General features: G+C 41.6%; 15 protein-coding genes and 1 tRNA gene. 2 read left to right on the top strand and 14 right to left on the bottom strand.

Going from position 1 to position 18,843, the window contains the following annotated elements; translation table 11 throughout:
* Window positions 1-18: 18 nt before the first annotated feature.
* Genes E4S40_RS12535 through E4S40_RS12590 form a run of 12 tightly spaced genes read right to left on the bottom strand, consistent with a single transcriptional unit; the run spans window position 19 to window position 14,552 of the window.
* The gene (locus tag E4S40_RS12535; protein WP_135074625.1) at window positions 19-795 is read right to left on the bottom strand and encodes a cytochrome c oxidase subunit 3; all 777 of its coding nucleotides are present in this window, start codon (window positions 793-795) and stop codon (window positions 19-21) included.
* 25 nt (window positions 796-820) lie between these two features.
* Window positions 821-1,402: a cytochrome c oxidase subunit 3 gene (locus tag E4S40_RS12540; RefSeq protein ID WP_135074627.1), complete on the bottom strand. Its 582-nt coding sequence runs from the start codon at window positions 1,400-1,402 to the stop codon at window positions 821-823.
* A gap of 1 nt (window position 1,403) precedes the next feature.
* Entirely contained in the window at window positions 1,404-2,309 is a 906-nt protein-coding gene (cyoE, locus tag E4S40_RS12545) for a heme o synthase (protein WP_135074629.1), read from the bottom strand.
* On the bottom strand, window positions 2,306-3,388 hold the full coding sequence (locus E4S40_RS12550; protein WP_135074631.1) for a COX15/CtaA family protein: 1,083 nt from the start codon (window positions 3,386-3,388) through the stop codon (window positions 2,306-2,308). Before E4S40_RS12550 ends, cyoE begins: the two co-directional genes overlap by 4 nt.
* Window positions 3,369-5,255 carry a cytochrome c oxidase subunit I gene (locus E4S40_RS12555; protein ID WP_135074633.1) on the bottom strand — a complete coding sequence of 629 codons (1,887 nt, stop codon included), beginning with the start codon at window positions 5,253-5,255 and terminating at the stop codon, window positions 3,369-3,371. The genes E4S40_RS12550 and E4S40_RS12555 overlap by 20 nt, the downstream gene beginning before the upstream one ends.
* 24 nt (window positions 5,256-5,279) lie before the next feature.
* Window positions 5,280-6,299: a cytochrome c oxidase subunit II gene (locus tag E4S40_RS12560; protein ID WP_135074635.1), complete on the bottom strand. Its 1,020-nt coding sequence runs from the start codon at window positions 6,297-6,299 to the stop codon at window positions 5,280-5,282.
* A 23-nt stretch (window positions 6,300-6,322) separates the two neighbouring features.
* Entirely contained in the window at window positions 6,323-7,618 is a 1,296-nt protein-coding gene (locus tag E4S40_RS12565; RefSeq protein WP_135074637.1) for a quinol:cytochrome C oxidoreductase, read from the bottom strand.
* A gap of 2 nt (window positions 7,619-7,620) precedes the next feature.
* Entirely contained in the window at window positions 7,621-8,247 is a 627-nt protein-coding gene (locus E4S40_RS12570) for a c-type cytochrome (RefSeq protein WP_135074639.1), read from the bottom strand.
* Between the two features lie 11 nt (window positions 8,248-8,258).
* The gene (locus E4S40_RS12575; RefSeq protein ID WP_135074641.1) at window positions 8,259-8,792 is read right to left on the bottom strand and encodes a DUF3341 domain-containing protein; all 534 of its coding nucleotides are present in this window, start codon (window positions 8,790-8,792) and stop codon (window positions 8,259-8,261) included.
* Between the two features lies 1 nt (window position 8,793).
* A complete protein-coding gene (gene nrfD, locus E4S40_RS12580; protein WP_135074643.1) occupies window positions 8,794-10,158 on the bottom strand; it encodes an NrfD/PsrC family molybdoenzyme membrane anchor subunit in 1,365 nt (454 codons plus the stop codon).
* 17 nt (window positions 10,159-10,175) lie between these two features.
* Window positions 10,176-13,256 (bottom strand): TAT-variant-translocated molybdopterin oxidoreductase, encoded by a 3,081-nt coding sequence (locus E4S40_RS12585; RefSeq protein WP_135074645.1) that lies wholly within the window; start codon window positions 13,254-13,256, stop codon window positions 10,176-10,178.
* 33 nt (window positions 13,257-13,289) lie between these two features.
* Entirely contained in the window at window positions 13,290-14,552 is a 1,263-nt protein-coding gene (locus E4S40_RS12590) for a c-type cytochrome (RefSeq protein WP_135074647.1), read from the bottom strand.
* A 414-nt stretch (window positions 14,553-14,966) separates the two neighbouring features.
* Between E4S40_RS12590 and E4S40_RS12595 the strand changes: the two genes are divergently transcribed.
* Window positions 14,967-15,037: transfer RNA gene (locus E4S40_RS12595), tRNA-Cys, on the top strand.
* 356 nt (window positions 15,038-15,393) lie between these two features.
* Here the strand turns inward: E4S40_RS12595 and rpsA are convergent.
* Window positions 15,394-17,148, bottom strand: a complete 1,755-nt coding sequence (gene rpsA, locus E4S40_RS12600) for a 30S ribosomal protein S1 (RefSeq protein WP_135074649.1) — start codon at window positions 17,146-17,148, stop codon at window positions 15,394-15,396.
* A gap of 314 nt (window positions 17,149-17,462) precedes the next feature.
* Here rpsA and E4S40_RS12605 point away from each other — a divergent pair, with 314 nt between their 5' ends.
* Window positions 17,463-18,197 (top strand): lysophospholipid acyltransferase family protein, encoded by a 735-nt coding sequence (locus tag E4S40_RS12605; RefSeq protein WP_317129227.1) that lies wholly within the window; start codon window positions 17,463-17,465, stop codon window positions 18,195-18,197.
* Here E4S40_RS12605 and E4S40_RS12610 read toward each other — a convergent pair.
* Window positions 18,169-18,822, bottom strand: coding sequence for a DUF2189 domain-containing protein (locus E4S40_RS12610; protein WP_135074651.1), 654 nt, complete (start codon window positions 18,820-18,822; stop codon window positions 18,169-18,171). The genes E4S40_RS12605 and E4S40_RS12610 overlap by 29 nt on opposite strands.
* Between the last annotated feature and the right edge of the window lie 21 nt (window positions 18,823-18,843).

Genomic DNA, 18,843 nt, shown 5'->3' on the forward strand with positions numbered 1-18,843 from the left:
CTTTATTTCTTTAATGCGTTAGATCAAATAGAACAAGGTAAATACGAAGACCCATACCAAGTCAACGAAGTGCCAGTAAAGACCGATTTTTTCAATCATTTCATAATGACCTCTTCGATCATATACTCCTACTGCAGCTTGATAGAAAGCCAAGAATAATAGGACCACACCAATAGTCACGTGGAAACCATGGAAGCCGGTGATGAAGAAGAACAGCTGAGCAAAAGCAGGCGGTCCATATTCGTTGACCACTAGGTTAGCTCCAAAAACAGTCTCGGTCACTTCTCTGCTTAGAGAATTGATATAGGTCATGATAGAACCTGCATCTGTTCCATGAATGAAGTGATTCCACTCCCACGCCTGACAGCTAAGGAAGGTTATACCACCTACCATAGTCCAAAGCATCCACTTTACTACGTCATTTCTATCATTCCTATGTCCAGCTTCCACAGCTAATACCATGGTAACAGAACTTGAAATCAAAATGAAAGTCATGATTCCGACGAAGACCAAAGGAGCATGGAAACCATGAAGGAAAGGAACTGCCTCGAAAACCAATTCAGGAACCGGCCAGTATTCATTAGATCCAATGAAAGTATCAAGAGGACCCTCATAAGCTGGATAGCTCAATCGAATCGAAAGGTAACTAATCAGAAAAGCAGCGAAGGTGAAAATATCCGATAATAGGAAAAACCACATCATCAGTTTTCCATAACTAGCCTTGAGAGGTTCGTTACCACCTCCCCAAGTGCCCCTTTTCGAGCTAACTCCTATTGCAGTAGAATGCGCAGACATATGTTATTTATTTGTACCAGGTAAATTAATGATTCAAAAGCAAAAACATAAAGAGATATATCCACAATCCGCCAAGAAAATGCCAATAAGATGTGGCCATTTCCATTGTGTCCATAGATTGTGAATGGACTTTATATCTGAAGGACGAAATTAATACAATAATCAGAAATATCACACCGCTTATTAGGTGAAGCCCATGCAAACCGGTGAAAACATACAGGAATGAACCGGATGGGTTACCTACAAAGAAAACCTGCCGATCAACTAATGCAACCCAACTATACCACTGTCCTACCAAAAAGGCGATTCCAAGTGCCACGGCTATACTCATTCCAATCCGCAACTGTAGTAAATTATCTTTCTTGGCAGATATATAAGCCCAGTGTAAAAAGACTGAACTCAATAGTACTATCCCGGAGGTAAACCAGAAAATTTCCGGTAGGTCATATTCCAACCAATTCCCTTCAGCCTGTCTTACAATATATGCACTGGTTAAAGCAGCAAATATCATCACCACAGTAACCATAAATAGCCACAGGGCAAATTTTTTAGGGTGCATGGATATTGGCTGTTCAACCAAATCCACATATTTCAGTTCCTTTTCCATGTTATGGTAGTTTGTCTAATAGGTAAGCTATCTGTACAATTGGTAAATAGAGAAAAGAACCAAACATAATCTTCAAAGCTGATTTTCTTGAACAGTCACGCATTAAGGTGAATGTCTGTGCGAGAAAAAGAACTCCACAAATCGTAGCTACAATACCTGAATTCAAACCTGTTAATCCAAAGTAAGTAGGGAGTAAACCTAGAGGTAGTAAAAACAGGGTATAAATCATGATTTGAATCGCAGTATTCAGGTCTTTACCGCCCCCACTTGGTAAAAGCTTAAAGCCCGCACGCTTATAATCTTCATCACTTACCCAAGCAATAGCCCAGAAATGAGGAAACTGCCAAATAAACTGGATTCCAAAAATGATGAGAGCTTCGTAGCTAATCGCCCCTGTTGCTGCTGTCCATCCCAATAAAGGAGGCATTGCTCCAGGTATTGCTCCTACAAAAACAGCAATAGGACCAACCCTTTTCAAAGGAGTATAAGCAAAAACATACAAAATCATGCTCAATACTCCCAACCACGTTGTCAAAGGATTAGTAAATATCCAAAGTAGGCTAATACCCATAATGGCTACCAAGATGGTAAACCATGTTGCTTCTTTTACACTGATGATTTGTAGAGGTAGGGGACGATTTTGAGTTCGCTTCATGAGCTTATCCAAATCCCGCTCCATGATCTCATTGGCGGCACCTGATGCTCCCGAAATGAGAAAACCACCTAATGCTAATCCTAAGAAACCAGCCCAACCAAAAGTTGGATTTGAATCTCCTAGAATATACCCAAACACAGCTGAGAATGTAACCAAGCCAGACAACCGAACTTTTACAAGTTCAGCATATGCCTTGATTCGAATCATCAGTCCCTGCGAAATATTTTGGTCAGTCACACCAACTGTCCTCATGATGGAGTTGAAATTATTGTCAAACCTTTTTGGGTTTTAAGCTGGAGAATCAAGATAAACTGAACTCCTATGATCAAAGACCCAATTAATAAATGAATGGGCTGAAGAAACGCCGGAATGGCAAAGTAGGCCATTCCAATTCCAGAAGCTATTTCCAATAGAATCAAAAGGACTAGCACTTGCGACCACAGATTTGTTGAAGATTTCCTGTGAGTATATCGAAAAACCCAAAAGAAATACAACACATGAATAGCTAATAGGATAAGGGAAAATGATCTATGAATTATAAAGATCAACCCTGCACTTTCCACCCAAGTATCACGCATTAACCCACCTAATTGGAAAGCTATTTGATCAATATGCTCTCGAACTTGAGTCCCCATGACAACTTGCGCCAGCATCAATAGAGTCCCAACAATTAGTAGAGTTTTAAGCTTTAATGGAACTCGATTAATAGCATTTTCTTCTCCGTCCAAATGCAAGGCTCTATGGTTGATGTAGAGCAAGAGAGCGACAAGAACCAAAGCCAAAATCATGTGAAGCGTGATCATCCACTCCAGGAGGTTGGTCGAAACTACCAAAGAACCGATCCAACCTTGGAAAAGCACGAGTATCAGAGAAAGAACAGATAGCGTAGGAATCCATTTATCTCGACTCCAAAGTTTGAAGGATCTCCAAACTGTCAGAATGATAAACAGTCCGATAACTACTCCTATCAATCGATTCACGTATTCAATCCAAGTTTTAGTAGCATTAAATTCCTGCTCAACCAAAATGGACTTATCCGTAGCTATTCGATAAGCAGCATTTTCAAAACCCAATTTTTCAAGTGTAGCTACAAACCTTTCGTTTTTAGCCAGCCTTTTTTCAAGGTAAATCTCCTGATAATTTTTTGGGAGCTGATCCACACTAGTTGGTGGAATCACGCTCCCAAAACATTTAGGCCAATCGGGACAGCCCATACCTGAACCGGTACTTCGAACAATCCCTCCGACCAAGATGAGAAAATAAACAGCTACCACCGTCATCAAGCTGATTCGGCGGAAGCTGTTAATTTCTTTATGATTCTTTTGCTTCATTAGCAACCAAAGCCTCGGATTCTTCTTTCATAATTTCCAGCTCCAATTTCACAAGCTCTTGCTCATGCGGAAGATTGGACTCTGGTGTAGCAGAAAGTGGAACTGTCTGAGGAATAAAATCTTCCTTAGCACCAGGCTTGGAGTAGTCATAAGGCCAACGATAAACAGTTGGAATTTCTCCAGGCCAGTTTCCGTGGCCAGGGTGAATTGGAGTAGTCCATTCCAAGGTATTGGATCTCCAAGGGTTTTGAGTCGCTTTTCTTCCTCTGTACATAGAGTAGAAGAAGTTGAACAAGAAGATGAACTGAGCAGCAAAGGTGATAATAGCAGCTACAGACACAAACATGTTCAAATCAGTGTACATGTTTGAGAACTCAAAACCTGTCCAAGAATAGTATCTTCTAGGGAATCCTGCGATACCAATGTAGTGCATCGGGAAGAATACCATGTAAACTCCAACAAATGTCAACCAGAAGTGTACATATCCCAATCGGGCATCCATCATTCTACCAAACATTTTAGGGAACCAGTGGTAAACTCCTGCCACCAATCCAAAGAATGAAGCAGAACCCATTACTAAGTGGAAGTGAGCTACTACGAAATACGTATCGTGTAATTGAATATCAATCGCAGAGTTACCCAAGAAAATACCCGTAAGTCCCCCAGAAATAAAGAAAGAAACCAAACCAATGGAGAACAACATTGCAGGAGTGAAAATCAGGTTACCTCTCCAAAGTGTTGTTAAGTAGTTGAATACTTTAACTGCAGAAGGAATTGCAATGATCAATGTCAAGAACATAAAGATGGATCCCAAGAAAGGATTCATTCCAGACACAAACATATGGTGAGCCCATACGATGAAAGAAAGGATGGTAATTCCCAACATGGAAATGATCATCGCTTTGTATCCAAAGATAGGCTTTCTTGAGTTTGTGGCAATTACTTCAGAAGTAATACCCAAAGCAGGTAACAATACGATATATACCTCAGGGTGACCCAAGAACCAGAACAAGTGCTGATACAATACTGGGCTACCACCTGTGTTTGGCAAAGCCTCACCGCCGATGTAGATATCGGATAGGTAGAAAGAAGTACCGAAGCTTCTATCAAATACTAGTAACAAGGCGGCAGCAAACAATACAGGGAAAGACAACAAACCAATAACCGCAGTTAGGAAGAAAGCCCAAATGGTCAATGGAAGTCTTGAGAAGGACATCCCTTTAGTCCGAAGGTTAATTACAGTAGTGATATAGTTAATACCTCCTAACAAAGAAGATGCAATGAAGAAGGTCATCGCAATCAACCAAAGGGTCATACCAAGACCAGAACCTGGAATAGCTTGCTCCAATGCTGAAAGAGGAGGATAAACAACCCATCCACCACCAGCAGGACCAGTCTTGATGAATAGGGAAATGAACATAATCACACTGGAAATAAAGAAGAACCAGTACGACAACATGTTCATGAAACCGGAAGCCATATCACGGGCACCGATTTGAAGTGGAATTAGGAAGTTGGAGAATGTACCACTCAAGCCTGCTGTCAATACAAAGAACACCATGATGGTTCCGTGCATTGTAACAAGGGCCAAGTAGAAGGTTTGATCCAATTGACCGGTTTCAGTAATCCAACCACCTAGTAATGGTCTGAGCCATTCCAAATTCATATCTGGAAAACCCAGTTGAAGTCTAAAAAGAACAGATAATAGACCACCAATTAATGCCCAAAATATACCTGTCAACAGGAATTGCTTACCGATCATTTTGTGATCGGTAGAGAAGATATATTTGGTCACAAAATTGTCATGATGCTCATGATCATGATGATCGTGTGCTGTATCATGTGTTGCAACAGATGCTGTAGCCATAATTATTGATTTTGTGTTTTTTCTTTATTGAATTTCTGCCACTTCTTTCACCTCTACTTCTATACCCTCAGCCAAGGCAGGATTCATTTGAAGAAAGGTCTTTTGTTCGGTAAGCCACTTTTGGTATTCCTCTGGCTCAACAACCTCAATCACTCTTCTCATGGAGTTGTGACCACGGCCACAGATCTCAGTACAAGCGATTTCATATACGAATTCCGGATCATTTAGCTCTGCTCTCATTTCAGCTGTAGTCTTAGTAGGCACAAACCAAAAACGAGTAGGCATACCAGGTACCGCATCCATTTTCAATCGCATATGAGGAGCGAAAACAGAGTGCAATACATCTCTAGCTCTAATCTTGAATAATACCGGCTCTCCTTTTGGAATTACAACTACTGGAGATGGAAAGTCATCTACAGAATTTTGATCTGTAAAATCGACACCCATAGGATTCACAGCAGAAGTGAGTCTATAATCATAGTCCCCCAACACATTATCCTGACCTGGATATCGAATATCCCAAGCGAATTGGTACCCCATGATTTCAACTACATGAGCCTTTTCAGGAGCCGGAGCTGTGATATCAGACCAAGCCATCCATCCCGTGATTACCAGAATAGCAAGAACTATTGCAGGAACGACTGTCCAAATAACCTCCAACTTATTGTTCTCTGGATAAAAAGTTGCTTTACGATCCTCCTTATACTGATACTTGTATGGGAAGATGAAAAGCAAAATGTGAGTAATTATAAATACGATACCAGTAACTGCCATCGTAACCCAGAACAAATTATCTGTAACTACTCCGTGTTCGGAAGCTATAGGAAGCTGATAATTGTGGAATTCTTTTATAGAATACCAAAACATCAAACCGCCAATCGCCACCAAAAACACAAGAAACAAAAAGGCATTCACCTTATTACTTCCGGTAGCAACTTTCTTGTCAGAGCCTTTGACTACAGATACCAAGGTTTGGATACGGTAAACCATCCAAACAATGGAAAGGAGGAGAACAACCCCAACTGCAATTAGAAATCCGTACATGTTTTAACTATTTCGAGTTTGTATTAAATGTGATGATGATAGCTTTCTTCAAGCATTGGGTGATTTTTCGGGATCAAATTTCCTTTGGCCAGACCTCCAAGCACAACCAACGCCACCGCTGAACCATAAACCAAGAACGTTCCAATCTCCATAAATCCGATACCTCCGTTGTGACCCAAAGTACCTGGCTGAACCATCAGGAAGAAATCTACCCAGTGCCCAACAATCAACAACGTACATACTAACTTAAGGAAAATTCCATGTCGCTTGGCATCTCTAGTCATTAAAACTAGGAAAGGCAATACAAAGTTCATCCCAATATTTACGAAAATGAACCCTCCATACACGTCACTCTTCAGTCTCTCAATAAAGTAAACTGATTCTTCAGGTATATTGGCATAATAGATCAAAAGGAACTGGGAAAACCATAGATATGTCCAGAAAATAGAGAAACCGAAAACAAATTTTCCTAGATCATGAACATGGTTTTCATTTACCATTTCCAAGTAGCCCTTTCCTTTCAAGAAAATAACTGTCAAGGTAATAGCAGACAAACCTGCAACAAACCAAGAAGAGAATACATACCATCCAAATAGCGTTGAGAACCAGTGTGTGTCGATTGACATTACCCAGTCCCAAGCAGAAATTGAAGAAGAAACTGCAAAGAATACCAAGAAGTAAGCAGACCAGCTTCTCATTTTAAACCAATGAGAAGTTCCACCCAATTGATCTTCAGCAGCTGCAATTTTCTTAAACTTGGTAAAAAAGAATACCCAGAAACCAAAGAATATAATCATCCTAGCAATGTAGAAAACAGGGAAAGTCCCCTTCTCCATAGGCCAATAGAAAAATGCACCTTTACCATCGATGATTGCGTCGTATTCAGAGGAAGCTTTGTCGAAAAGCTCAGCATGCCACCAATGGAACAAATCATGCCCCATTACAAAGAAACTTGCAATCATTAGTATCGCAGCAATTGGAAGCCAGTTACCAAAAGCAAGCATTACTCTAGTAATAGGTGCAGACCAACCTGCCTGAGCAGCATATTGAATAGCAAAGAAGAAAACACCAACAATGGCAATACCTGTGAAATACACGTTATTGATCCAAATGTTAGCGAATAGTCTTTGATACCAGTGGAAAGCATGTCCTCCAGCCTCTGCTCCTTCTTCAGCATGTCCTCCGCCCATCATAGCCAATACAATTCCTACCACTAGCAAGGCTGCCCCAATAAGGAGCACTGTCATGATAGACTTTTTGATTCCAGCAGTGAAATCAAATTTCTGATCTAGGTTAAAATTCTGAACTTCGTGAGCCATGATTATTGCTTCTGAATTACTTGTTTAACATAGGAAACGATCTTCCAACGATTTTCAGGAGTGATTTGAGAACCATGAGCCCCCATTCTTCCTTTACCTTTTGTGATGACATGGAAGATGTGTCCCTCTGGAAGATTGATATAAGCTCCACCTTTTAGGTTAGCCACACCACCGATGATTTCACCTACTTTGCCATCTCCCTCACCAGTTTTACCATGGCAAGCCGAGCAATATTGATTGAAAAGAACCTCTCCTTCTTTAAGAATAGCATCATCAACAGTCAAAGGATTCTCAACCAAACCAGCCTGCTCCAATTCGAATGCTTTCAATCGATAAGGAAGCATACCATGTTTATTGCGAGGAACAGTGCCTTCAACAGGCTCACGCATATTCATTCCATAAGGATTGTTTACGTTACTGTTAAAGAACTCACCCTTTTCGTCCTCCCGATTGGAAAGCCAAGAACCTTGTGTTTCATCTTTTATTTGAGACAAAGGCTCGTAAGGAACAGAATGGTACATTTGAGGGGCATATTCTAAACCAGGATTATCTTCCCCAGCTCTACAGCCTACGAAGAATGTCCCAGCCAATGCTATTCCCAAAATCCCAAGTTTATTCATCATTTTCATACTATCGGGAATTACTCGTCAAAACTTTTATTGTTCACTTCAGTAGCACCGGAGGATGCAAGAATTTCCTTGATTTTTTCCTCTCCCATGCCAGAGTTGACAGCCAAATCAATTGCCATCACATGCTTATCATCCGTGATTCGGAGATCGAAAATTCGAGGTTGAGCCCAAGGTTTCAAGTTTGAGCTAACCATAAATACACCAACCATACCGAATGCAGCAAGCAATACAGTCATTTCAAATGAAACAGGGATGAAATCAGGGAAAGCCGCGAAATCTTTACCACCAATAATCATCGGCCAGTCAAACTTCATCATGTAAAACTGCATAGTCAAGGCCAGGGATGTTCCAAGCATTCCAAATAAAAATGCTGCAATCGGAAGTCTGCTTCGCTTGTATCCCAAAGCATGCTCTAGTCCATGGACAGGATAAGGAGAATAAACCTCGTGGATTTTCACTCCGCTTGTTCGTACTTGCTTGACGGCATTCATTAGGACATCTTCGTCCTCATATACGCCTAAGACAAAATGAGTATCTCTTTCCATATTATTTAGCAGCTTTTTCAGATGAAGATTTCAACACTGACTTCACCTCTGCCATGTTGATCACAGGGAAAAACTTAGCGAATAAGAAGAACAAGGTGAAGAATAGACCAAAAGTGAACATGTATACCCCAACATCAGCCCAAGTAGGATAAAACATTGCCCAAGAAGAAGGCAAGAAGTCTCTGTGCAAAGAGGTAACGATGATTACAAATCGCTCAAACCACATTCCGATGTTTACCACCAAAGAAAGAATGAAGGTTGCAACGATAGAAGTACGGATTTTCTTAATCCAGAACAACTGTGGAGAAATCACATTACAGGTCATCATTGACCAGTATGCCCACCAGTAAGGTCCAGTTGCACGGTTGATGAATGCATATTGTTCTGCTTCAACACCAGAATACCACGCAATGAAGAATTCAGTGATATATGCAATACCTACAATGGAACCCGTGATGATGATTACAATATTCATCAATTCGATATGGCCCATCGTAATGTAATCTTCCAATTTAAAGACCTTACGAGTAATGATCATCAAGGTCAATACCATCGCAAAACCAGAGAAGATCGCACCTGCCACAAAGTATGGAGGGAAGATCGTAGTATGCCATCCTGGAATCACTGAAGTTGCAAAGTCAAAGGATACGATAGTGTGTACTGAAAGTACCAAAGGGGTAGCCAAACCAGCCAAAATCAAGGATACAGATTCATATCTCATCCAAGTTTTTGCTGCACCATCCCAACCAAACGAAAGCGCACCATAGATAGTCTTTCTCAATCCAGTAGCTCGATCTCGGATAGTTGCGAAATCAGGTATCAATCCGATATACCAGAATACCAAGGAAACAGAGAAATAGGTAGAGATCGCAAACACGTCCCACAAAAGAGGCGAGTTGAAGTTTACCCATAGAGATCCAAAGGTATTTGGAAGCGGAAGAGCCCAATAAGCACCGATCCAAGGACGTCCCATGTGAATTACCGGGAACATCGCCGCACAGATAACCGCGAAAATGGTCATCGCTTCTGCAGCTCGGTTAATGGATGTTCTCCACTTTTGGCGGAAAAGCAACAATACGGCTGAGATCAGTGTTCCGGCGTGACCGATACCGACCCACCACACGAAGTTGGTGATATCCCAAGCCCAACCGATGGTTTTGTTTAGACCCCACATCCCGATTCCTTCCCAAAGGGTAGCAACCAAGGCGATGGCTCCAAGTGCCAACACGCCAGCGGCAGTCAAAAAGGCCAGAAACCAAGCCAAGGATGGTTTGCCTTCCACTTGACGCGAAACATCGTGCGTGACGTCGTGATAGGTTTTACCGCCGGTGACTAATGGCTGACGTACGGATGAAGTAACCTGCATAGTTTGTAAAATTATGATTACGCTTCGTTTTTGTCTTTATTTCTGATTTTGGTGAAATACCATACGTTTGGACTCACGTTGATTTCCTCCAACACGTGGTAAGCACGCTCTTCATTCACTTCTTTCAAAGCTGAAGTAGTGTTTTCCTCGATCTTCAAAAGCTTTGAAATTCGGCTTTCTGGATCGTTCATATCACCAAATACTAAGGCGTCAGTAGGACAAGCAACCGCACAGGCTACATTAATGTCTCCATCTTTCACCTTACGCTTTTCACGCTTAGCTTCCAGTTTTCCAGCTTGGATTCGCTGTACACACATGGAGCATTTCTCCATTACACCTCGAGCTCGAACGGTAACGTCTGGATTCAATACCATTTTGCCCAAATCATCGTTTTGAGCTACGTTTACTCCAGCGAACTGAGAGTTGTCATGGTACTTGAACCAGTTGAATCGACGAACTTTGTAAGGACAGTTGTTTGCACAGTAACGAGTACCGATACAACGGTTGTAGGTCATTTGGTTTAGACCTTCAGAGGAGTGGGTCGTAGCAGCAACCGGACATACTGTCTCACATGGCGCATTGTTACACTGCTGACACATCATTGGCTGGAAGGTAACCTCAGGGTTTTCTGAAGCCTTCTCCAATCCATCTAAATCATCAGCTGCCGCATCGGAAGAATAATATCGATCGATACGGATCCAAGCCATTTCACGACGATTCAAGACTTCTTGCTTACCTACAACTGCCACGTTGTTTTCAACCTGACAAGCTACAGAACAAGCAGAACATCCGATACAGGAGTTCATGTCAATCGCCAATCCCCAGTGATGCTGAGAATATTGATGACCTTTCCAAAGGGAAATTTTTGAAGGCTTAACAAATTCACCCTCTTTGTAAATCTCAGGCTTGTATCTACCTGCTGAAGCATCTTGCTTGTACTCAGCCAAAGTAGCTTCCTGAATTACGTTTTCACGACCCATGAAAGTCTGATGGGTCTGTGTTCTAGCAATCTTATAAGTATCTGCAGTAACTTCAACAGTTACCCCAGAAGTGATATCAAAATTAACAAAGCCAGCGGAAGCATCTAGGAGCTCATAAGCATTCACCCCTACTCCGTTGCCTACTCGACCGGCCTTAGTTCTTCCGTAACCCAGTGCCAAACCGAAAGTACCTTCAGCTTGTCCAGGCTGTATCAATACAGGCACAGTCAATTGCTTGCCATTCACATTGATCGTTGCCTTTCGAGTATTTTCCTCAACCATAGCTACACCATTTTCTGTTGCCCATTTCTGAGAAACAGTCAAATAGTTGTCCCAAGTAGCCTTAGAAATTGGATCTGGAGTTTCTTGAAGCCAAGGGTTATTAGCAAATGTACCATTACCGATAGCCACCTTGGTATAAACAACCAATTCAGCACCTGAATTATCAGCACTGTAAGTTCTAGCAACAGCAGAGGCTGCAGCTGCTACATCTCCTACAGGAGAGACTACTGCACTTTCTCTTTCAATTGCCAAAACACCATTATAAAGAGACTGATCCCAGAATTCCTGGAACTCACCACCAGTCTCAATTTGAGTGAACAAACTAGATTCCCAGCTTTGTTGCAAGAAATCATAGTAAGAAGTGTTGTCACCAGCCCATACCAAGAAAGAATCTTGAGCCTGACGAGTGTCAAACAAAGGAGAAATGGTAGGCTGAGAAAGAGAGAAATGTCCTGGCTTCGGTTCGAAGTCATTCCAAGACTCTAAATAATGATGATCCGGTGCAATGGCCTGTACCAAAGAAGATGTCTCATCCATGGTCATGTTTGTCGCTACACTGAATCGAGCTTTACCGATTCCCTCAGCGATCTCAGCACCTCTTGGATGATCATAAACTGGGTTACAGTTATAGAATACAACTGCACCGATTCTTCCAGCATTCAAGTCGGTTACGAATTGATTCATCTCTGCGTCATTTCCTTTGCGGAAATTTACAGGTGAACCAAAATCTACTGTAGAACCATTATTTCCAAGCAATTCATTAATTGCGTGAACTACAGTTTGAACGTTTGGATCGTTAGAACCAGAAACTACCAAAGATGCGCCTCGGTTAGCCCATAGTTCATTTGCTGCTTTTTCCAGGTGAGCCACCTCAACTGCAGGAGCAGAAACGGTTGATGCTCCAGCCTTGGAAGCAATCATATTATATAGTGCCAATACTGCCAATCCACTTTGAGAAGCTTTAATTGGAGTACGATAGTCAGCGTTAGCACCAGTCAAAGACAAGTTAGACTCAAACTGGAAGTGACGAGACATCACAGGATTTTCCTTGCTGATTTTACGAGTCTTCGCATACTGACCAGCAAATTCAATTGGAGAAATCCAAGATCCTAGGAAGTCCGCACCAAAGGATACGATGGTTTTGGCCTTATCGAAAAAGTAAGAAGGAACTACAGCCTGACCATAGTAGGTTTCAGAAGCTTTTGCAATACCATAATTGGAAAGAGGATCGTACATGATCACTTCTGCACCAAAAGCATCAGAGAACTGCTGCAAGGCTTTCTCGGTAGTTGGAGAAAGGATGGTATTTGCAACAACTTTCACAGAACCTGCAGCCGCAAGCTTTGATTTCACTTCTGCATCCAAGCTAGACCAATCGGTCTTTTGACCACCCAAGTAAGGCCCAGTCAAACGCTCTTTATCATATAGTGAAAGAACAGAAGCTTCAACGATGGCATTTACTTTTCCTTTATTAATAGGAGAAAGCTCATTTCCATCGATTTTTATTGGTCGACCTTCCCGAGTTTTCACTACGATGGAAGCATAATTACCACCAGAAGCAAAGGTTGATGCGTAATAGTTTGGAATGGAAGGATTGATATCAACAGGTTTGTTGACATAAGGAATTGCTTTTCTAACAGGAGCCTCACAAGCTGCCAAAGAGGCGGCTGCTAAGCTAAAGCCCATTAGTTTGAGAAAGTCTCTTCGAGAAGCATTTCCATCCTCAGAAAGCGTAGAGGGAAGTTCTGGAAATTCCCTATCTGCGTTTTTAACAAACTCCGGATCGTTGCTGAGTTGCTCAAGCCCTTTCCAGTATGTTTTTTTAGTTTCCTTCATTTTATGATCTAGGAATAGAATTTCAGAATGATTTTAGTAGTGACACTTTGCACACTCAAGACCACCGATGTCCTTCACTTTCAAGGCATCCTTGGAGTCAGCATGGAGTTGTACCAATTTGTCATAATACTCATTTCCACCAGCAGCGATTTCAGTCTGACGGTGACAGTCAATACACCATCCCATTGTCAGGGAAGAATATTGGTATACCACTTCCATCTCTTGAATAGGACCGTGACAAGTCTGGCACTCAATACCACCGACTTTCACGTGCTGAGAGTGGTTGAAATAAGCTAGGTCAGGAAGGTTGTGAACGCGAACCCACTCAATTGGCTGGTTGTTATCAATCGCGTCGTAGATTTTTTGAATCTCAGGAGAAACGCCCTCTTGCCCCTGTACGTTTTGGACATGCATGTGGCAGTTCATACAGATGTTAGCAGAAGGAATGTTTGCTGATTTACCGATTTCTACACCAGTGTGGCAATACTGACATTCAATTTCCAAAGTACCTGCATGTAATGCGTGTGAGTAAGCAATAGGTTGCGTAGGCGCATATCCTTGCTGAACACCCACTGAGTACAAGCCGTCAATTGCAGTCTTTGCAACCAATGCCACCACCAAAGCAGTTACGATGATTACAAAAGCATCACTTTTAAGGACTTTTCCTAATTGAAATTTCTGGGAGATAAATTCCTTGTCGTCTTCGTCTAAATCCTGCTTGTTGACATATTTAGTAAGGATAGAAATAATCAATCCCAAAACAATCAGGATCAACAAAAGAACAATAACAAGAACAACCACGATGATGGTTAGGTACTCAGTTGGAATTCCTCCACCTGCACCCTCGCCTCCAGCGGCACCAGCAGTTGCAGCAGCTGCAGCAGCTGGATCCACCTTGTCACCGTATTCGATGTAGGACAAGAGATTGTCTAAATCAGCGTCAGACAAAAATTCATGAGAAGGCATCATCAAGTTGTTGTACTCCGCATACAATGCGTTAGCGTAGTCATCACCAGAAGCGATAACAGCCTGTGAGTTTTTGATGAAGCTCTTTGCCCAATCCGGAGATCTTCTGTCAGTGATTCCGCGAAGTGCAGGACCTACTGCTTTCTGATCTAGTTTATGACACTGTTTACAGTTTGCGTTGAAAACTGTCTTTCCCGCCGCAATGGCTTCTTCACTGTCGCTTACTGCCGGATCAACAGCAAAAGCCTGCCCACCCAGGAACAATAAAAACAGCAATGCCAGCGTGTGGAATTTCAATGGAACTCCTACTAACGAGCGTTTGGATAACATATTATTGCTAATTAAATAGTTTATTCGGTCCTCTTTAACCCCTGCAAAGGTAGTATCAAGGGTTTATTTTTCAAATATGGAATTTTTTAAGATGGTTTAGAAAATGAAATTCTATTTATAATTATATACTATTGATTTACAATAGGTTACAATTGAAAATCATTACTGATATTTATTTAGAATTAATATAAATAAGGTTGATCTGAATCAGAAAAAGAAAGCTGAGAAAAAGCTTGGTTTTTTGGTTTGAGTCCTCAGGCTTTTTTGCTGGAATTTTGGTTTTCTAGACTTTGAAAAAAAATCGAGATAGACCTTTTGCTCAAAATGGGATATTGCCTACCTTTGCCAACCGATTCGGGACCCAAAGGTTGATTTAATGGATCTTTTCAGGCTCTCGGGTAAATAAAAACAAAAGGTCGCGTGGCCGAGTGGCTAGGCAGAGGTCTGCAAAACCTTGTACAGCGGTTCGAATCCGCTCGCGACCTCAGAAATCGAAAGCATCCTGACCATCGGGATGCTTTTTTATTTTATTCTCCCAATCCAAAATCTTGTACAGCGATTAGAACCCGGCTGACGATAGGCAGCTCTGCTCGCGACCTCAGAAATCAAAAGCATCCTGAACATCGGGATGCTTTTTTATTTTTATTCTCCAAATCCAAAATCTTGTACAGCGGTTAGAACCTTGCTGACGACAGGTAGTTCCATTCGCGAATTTTGAATTCAAAAACGCATAGGATTCGAGATTCTCCTTGTTTTCTTATTAATTATCCTCTTACACCATATAGAAACAAAAAACGCCGACTATTCAGCCGGCGTTTCCATTATAATATAGTAGGAAGAATTACTTCTTTCCTTCCATTTTCTCTTTCAATTCTGCCAAAGCATCCAAATCACCTAAAGTAGATTTTTCAACTGGCTCCTGAGTTGTTTCTTTCTTCTTAGTAGCCTTCTTAGCAACTGGCTTCACATCCTCTTTGAATGTTGCAGTGTGGGACAAAACGATACGCTTGTCATCCTTAGAGAATTCCATCACTTTAAAGTCCAAAGACTCTCCTACCTCAACTTGAGATCCGTCTTCTTTCTCCAAGTTTTTGGAAGTAGCAAAACCTTCCAATCCGTAAGGAAGCTCAAGAACAGCACCTTTATCGTTTTTGGATACTACAGTACACTTGTGAACAGAACCTACAGGGAATACAGTTTCAAAAGTATCCCAAGGATTCTCTTCCAATTGCTTGTGACCCAAAGCCAATCTTCTGTTTTCTACGTCAAGTTCCAATACAGCTACTTCTAGCTCATCACCAACTTTCACGAATTCAGATGGATGCTTGATCTTCTTAGTCCAAGAAAGGTCAGATACGTGAACCAATCCGTCGATTCCTTCTTCCAATTCCAAGAACAAACCGAAGTTGGTCAAGTTTCTTACTACACCTTTGTGCTTAGTACCTACAGCATACTTGGTAGCCATATCTTCCTTAGTCCAAGGATCTTCGGTCAATTGCTTGATTCCCAAAGACATTTTTCTTTCTTCCTTGTCCAAAGTCAATACTACAGCTTCGATTTCGTCTCCTACTTTCACGAAGTCTGCAGGGTTTCTCAAGTGCTGAGACCAGCTCATTTCAGATACGTGGATCAAGCCTTCTACACCAGGAGCCAATTCCAAGAATGCTCCGTAGTCAGCTACATTTACGATCTTACCTTTAACTCTAGAACCAACCTCTAGGTTAGCAGCTAGAGAATCCCAAGGATGAGCAGTCAACTGCTTCATGCCCAAAGAGATTCGTTTCTTGTCATCATCGAAGTCAAGAACAACAACTTGAACTTTTTGATCAAGCTGCAATACTTCTTCTGGATGATTGATTCGTCCCCAAGAGATATCGGTAATGTGAAGCAATCCATCTACACCACCCAAGTCGATGAATACACCGAAGTTGGTCATGTTCTTGATCACACCTTCCAATACCTGACCTTTTTCTAGGTTGTTGAGGATTTCTGCTTTTTGCTTCTCGAGATCCTTCTCGATCAAGACTTTGTGAGAAACGACTACGTTATCGTTAGCGTGGTTGATTTTCACCACTTTCACTTCCATTTTCTTACCTACATAGATATCGAAATCTCTTATAGGTTTCACGTCAATTTGAGAACCTGGCAAGAAGGCTTCTACACCGTAGATATCTACGATCAAACCACCTTTGGTTCTTCTCTTCACAAGACCTTCGATCACGCTGTCATTTTCAAACGCGCTTTCGATATCTTGCCAAGCCTTAACGATTTTTGCTTTTTTGCGGGAAAGGATCAATTGACCCAAAGCATTCTCCTGCTCTTCGATGAATACTTCCACTTCGTCGCCTGGCTTGATAGATTCCAAGTCACGGAATTCGTTCAAAGGCACCAAACCGTCAGATTTGAATCCAATGTTGATGATCACGTCCTTGTCGTTCACACCTACTACGGTTCCTTTGATCACTTCTTTCTCAGTGATCTCGTTCAATGTACCTTCGTACATAGCAGCCATTTGTTCACGCTGCTCTTTGGAATAGCCTTCTCCAAACCCTTTGGTTTCGAAGTTTTCCCAGTTAAAATCTGAATTGTTAGACATAATAATTATTGACCCTGAAAATCCAACAGCAACCGGGTCTTGAAGCTGCGGTTTTTTGTTTGACAATCAGCGCTTTAGAACCTACTAAAACACCCCATTCACCCGAACGGACTGCAAAGGTACTGATTTTCTTTTATTTGTGGAAAGCATCTCAAAAAATGAGTAGAGAAATTCAAGGATAGAATGCCAAAGACATTGGTTTTCTTCTGAATTCAGAGTAGACTTGAAAAAAACAGGCCCCGAAACGCTTCGGGGCCTATGCAAGCAAAGAGTTAAAGGATTATTTTCGAACCCAAATTTAACCAAAATTCCGAATGATTAAGTTCTTTCAGGCAATTTATACCATCTACTCAGCCTTGCTATTTATTTCTTTGATGCTTGTACTCGGCCTGTTCATGGTAATTCCCATGATGATTTCAGAAAAAGGTGATCGCATATCCTTTTTCTTTATCCGAGCTTGGGCAGGGATTTGGTCTTTTTTGACAGGAATCCGATATGAAATCCAAGGATTGGAATTCATTGATCGAAAACAACCCTACATCTTTATTTTCAATCATCGTTCATTTATAGATGCACCGGTTATTCCTATGGCTATTCCTCAGGAATTACGGGCATTAGGAAAAAAGGAATTATCCAAAATCCCTTTTTTCGGTTGGGTAGTGGGAAAATTTGCCATTTGGGTGGATCGGACATCCCCTGAGTCTCGAAAGGAAAGTCTTGCCAAATTGATTACCATTTTATCCAAAGGAAAATCAGTAGTCGTCGCTCCCGAAGGAACTCGAAATGATACTTCAGAAACGCTTCTCCCATTTCACAAAGGGGCATTCCGGCTTTCAATAGAAACCAAAATCCCCATTATGCCGATGGCGGTAATCGGAGCAGACCGAATCATGAAAAGAGGTTCTTTGCTGCTAAGACCTGGGAAAATCCGGATTTATTTTTCCCAAGCTATGCATCCACCAGTATCTTCAGACAGTGCTGTTCTGGACTTTACCGATCAATGTAGAAATCGTTTGGAGGCTATGGTTCTGGCTCATGAGGAAGAGTAATTTTATGCTCTTCTTCCTCCAAATACGGACCTGTCAAATCCTCAAATGCGGCATAAACTGCTAAATAGGATACTGGGCCACTAATCAAAAAGCCAACTCCCAAACACAGAATCCCTACAATGTTAATCACAAGGAGTAAAATAAGGAAGGCAAAAAATCGCCACCAGATTCGAGTGATTAACTTTCGGCTAAATTCCATGGAGGTCCAAAACTCTGTGCCTGCGAAAATCACAAATAACATGGAGAAGGAATAGGCCACTCCCAAATAAATCCCGGGGATAATAAGTGCAATTACTCCAAAGACAGTCAAAATCCCAGACACCAAAGAAACCACCACCACAGGAAACCAAAAATTAAAGCCATCAAAGAAATGGCGAAACTCAAGCGGTTCTTCTCTACTGACCCGATTTGCAGCCAAATAAAACCCAGCAGCTAAGGCCGGAGAGACAAAAATAGTAACCAAACTTGCAAAGTCTTCCAGAAAATAAGTAGCTCCAGCCGCGACAGCGATCATAATAATGAAAAATGCGATGAATAGGCCTGGATTGCTTTTAAACATTTCCCAGCCTCTTTTCAAGGCTCTGTCAATACTAAAATCAACGGGATCATGAAGCATTTGCTCCATTTTTCGGGGATTGACCATGGA

Origin of the sequence: Algoriphagus kandeliae (assembly GCF_004571135.1) — a bacterium.
Classification (GTDB): domain Bacteria; phylum Bacteroidota; class Bacteroidia; order Cytophagales; family Cyclobacteriaceae; genus Algoriphagus; species Algoriphagus kandeliae.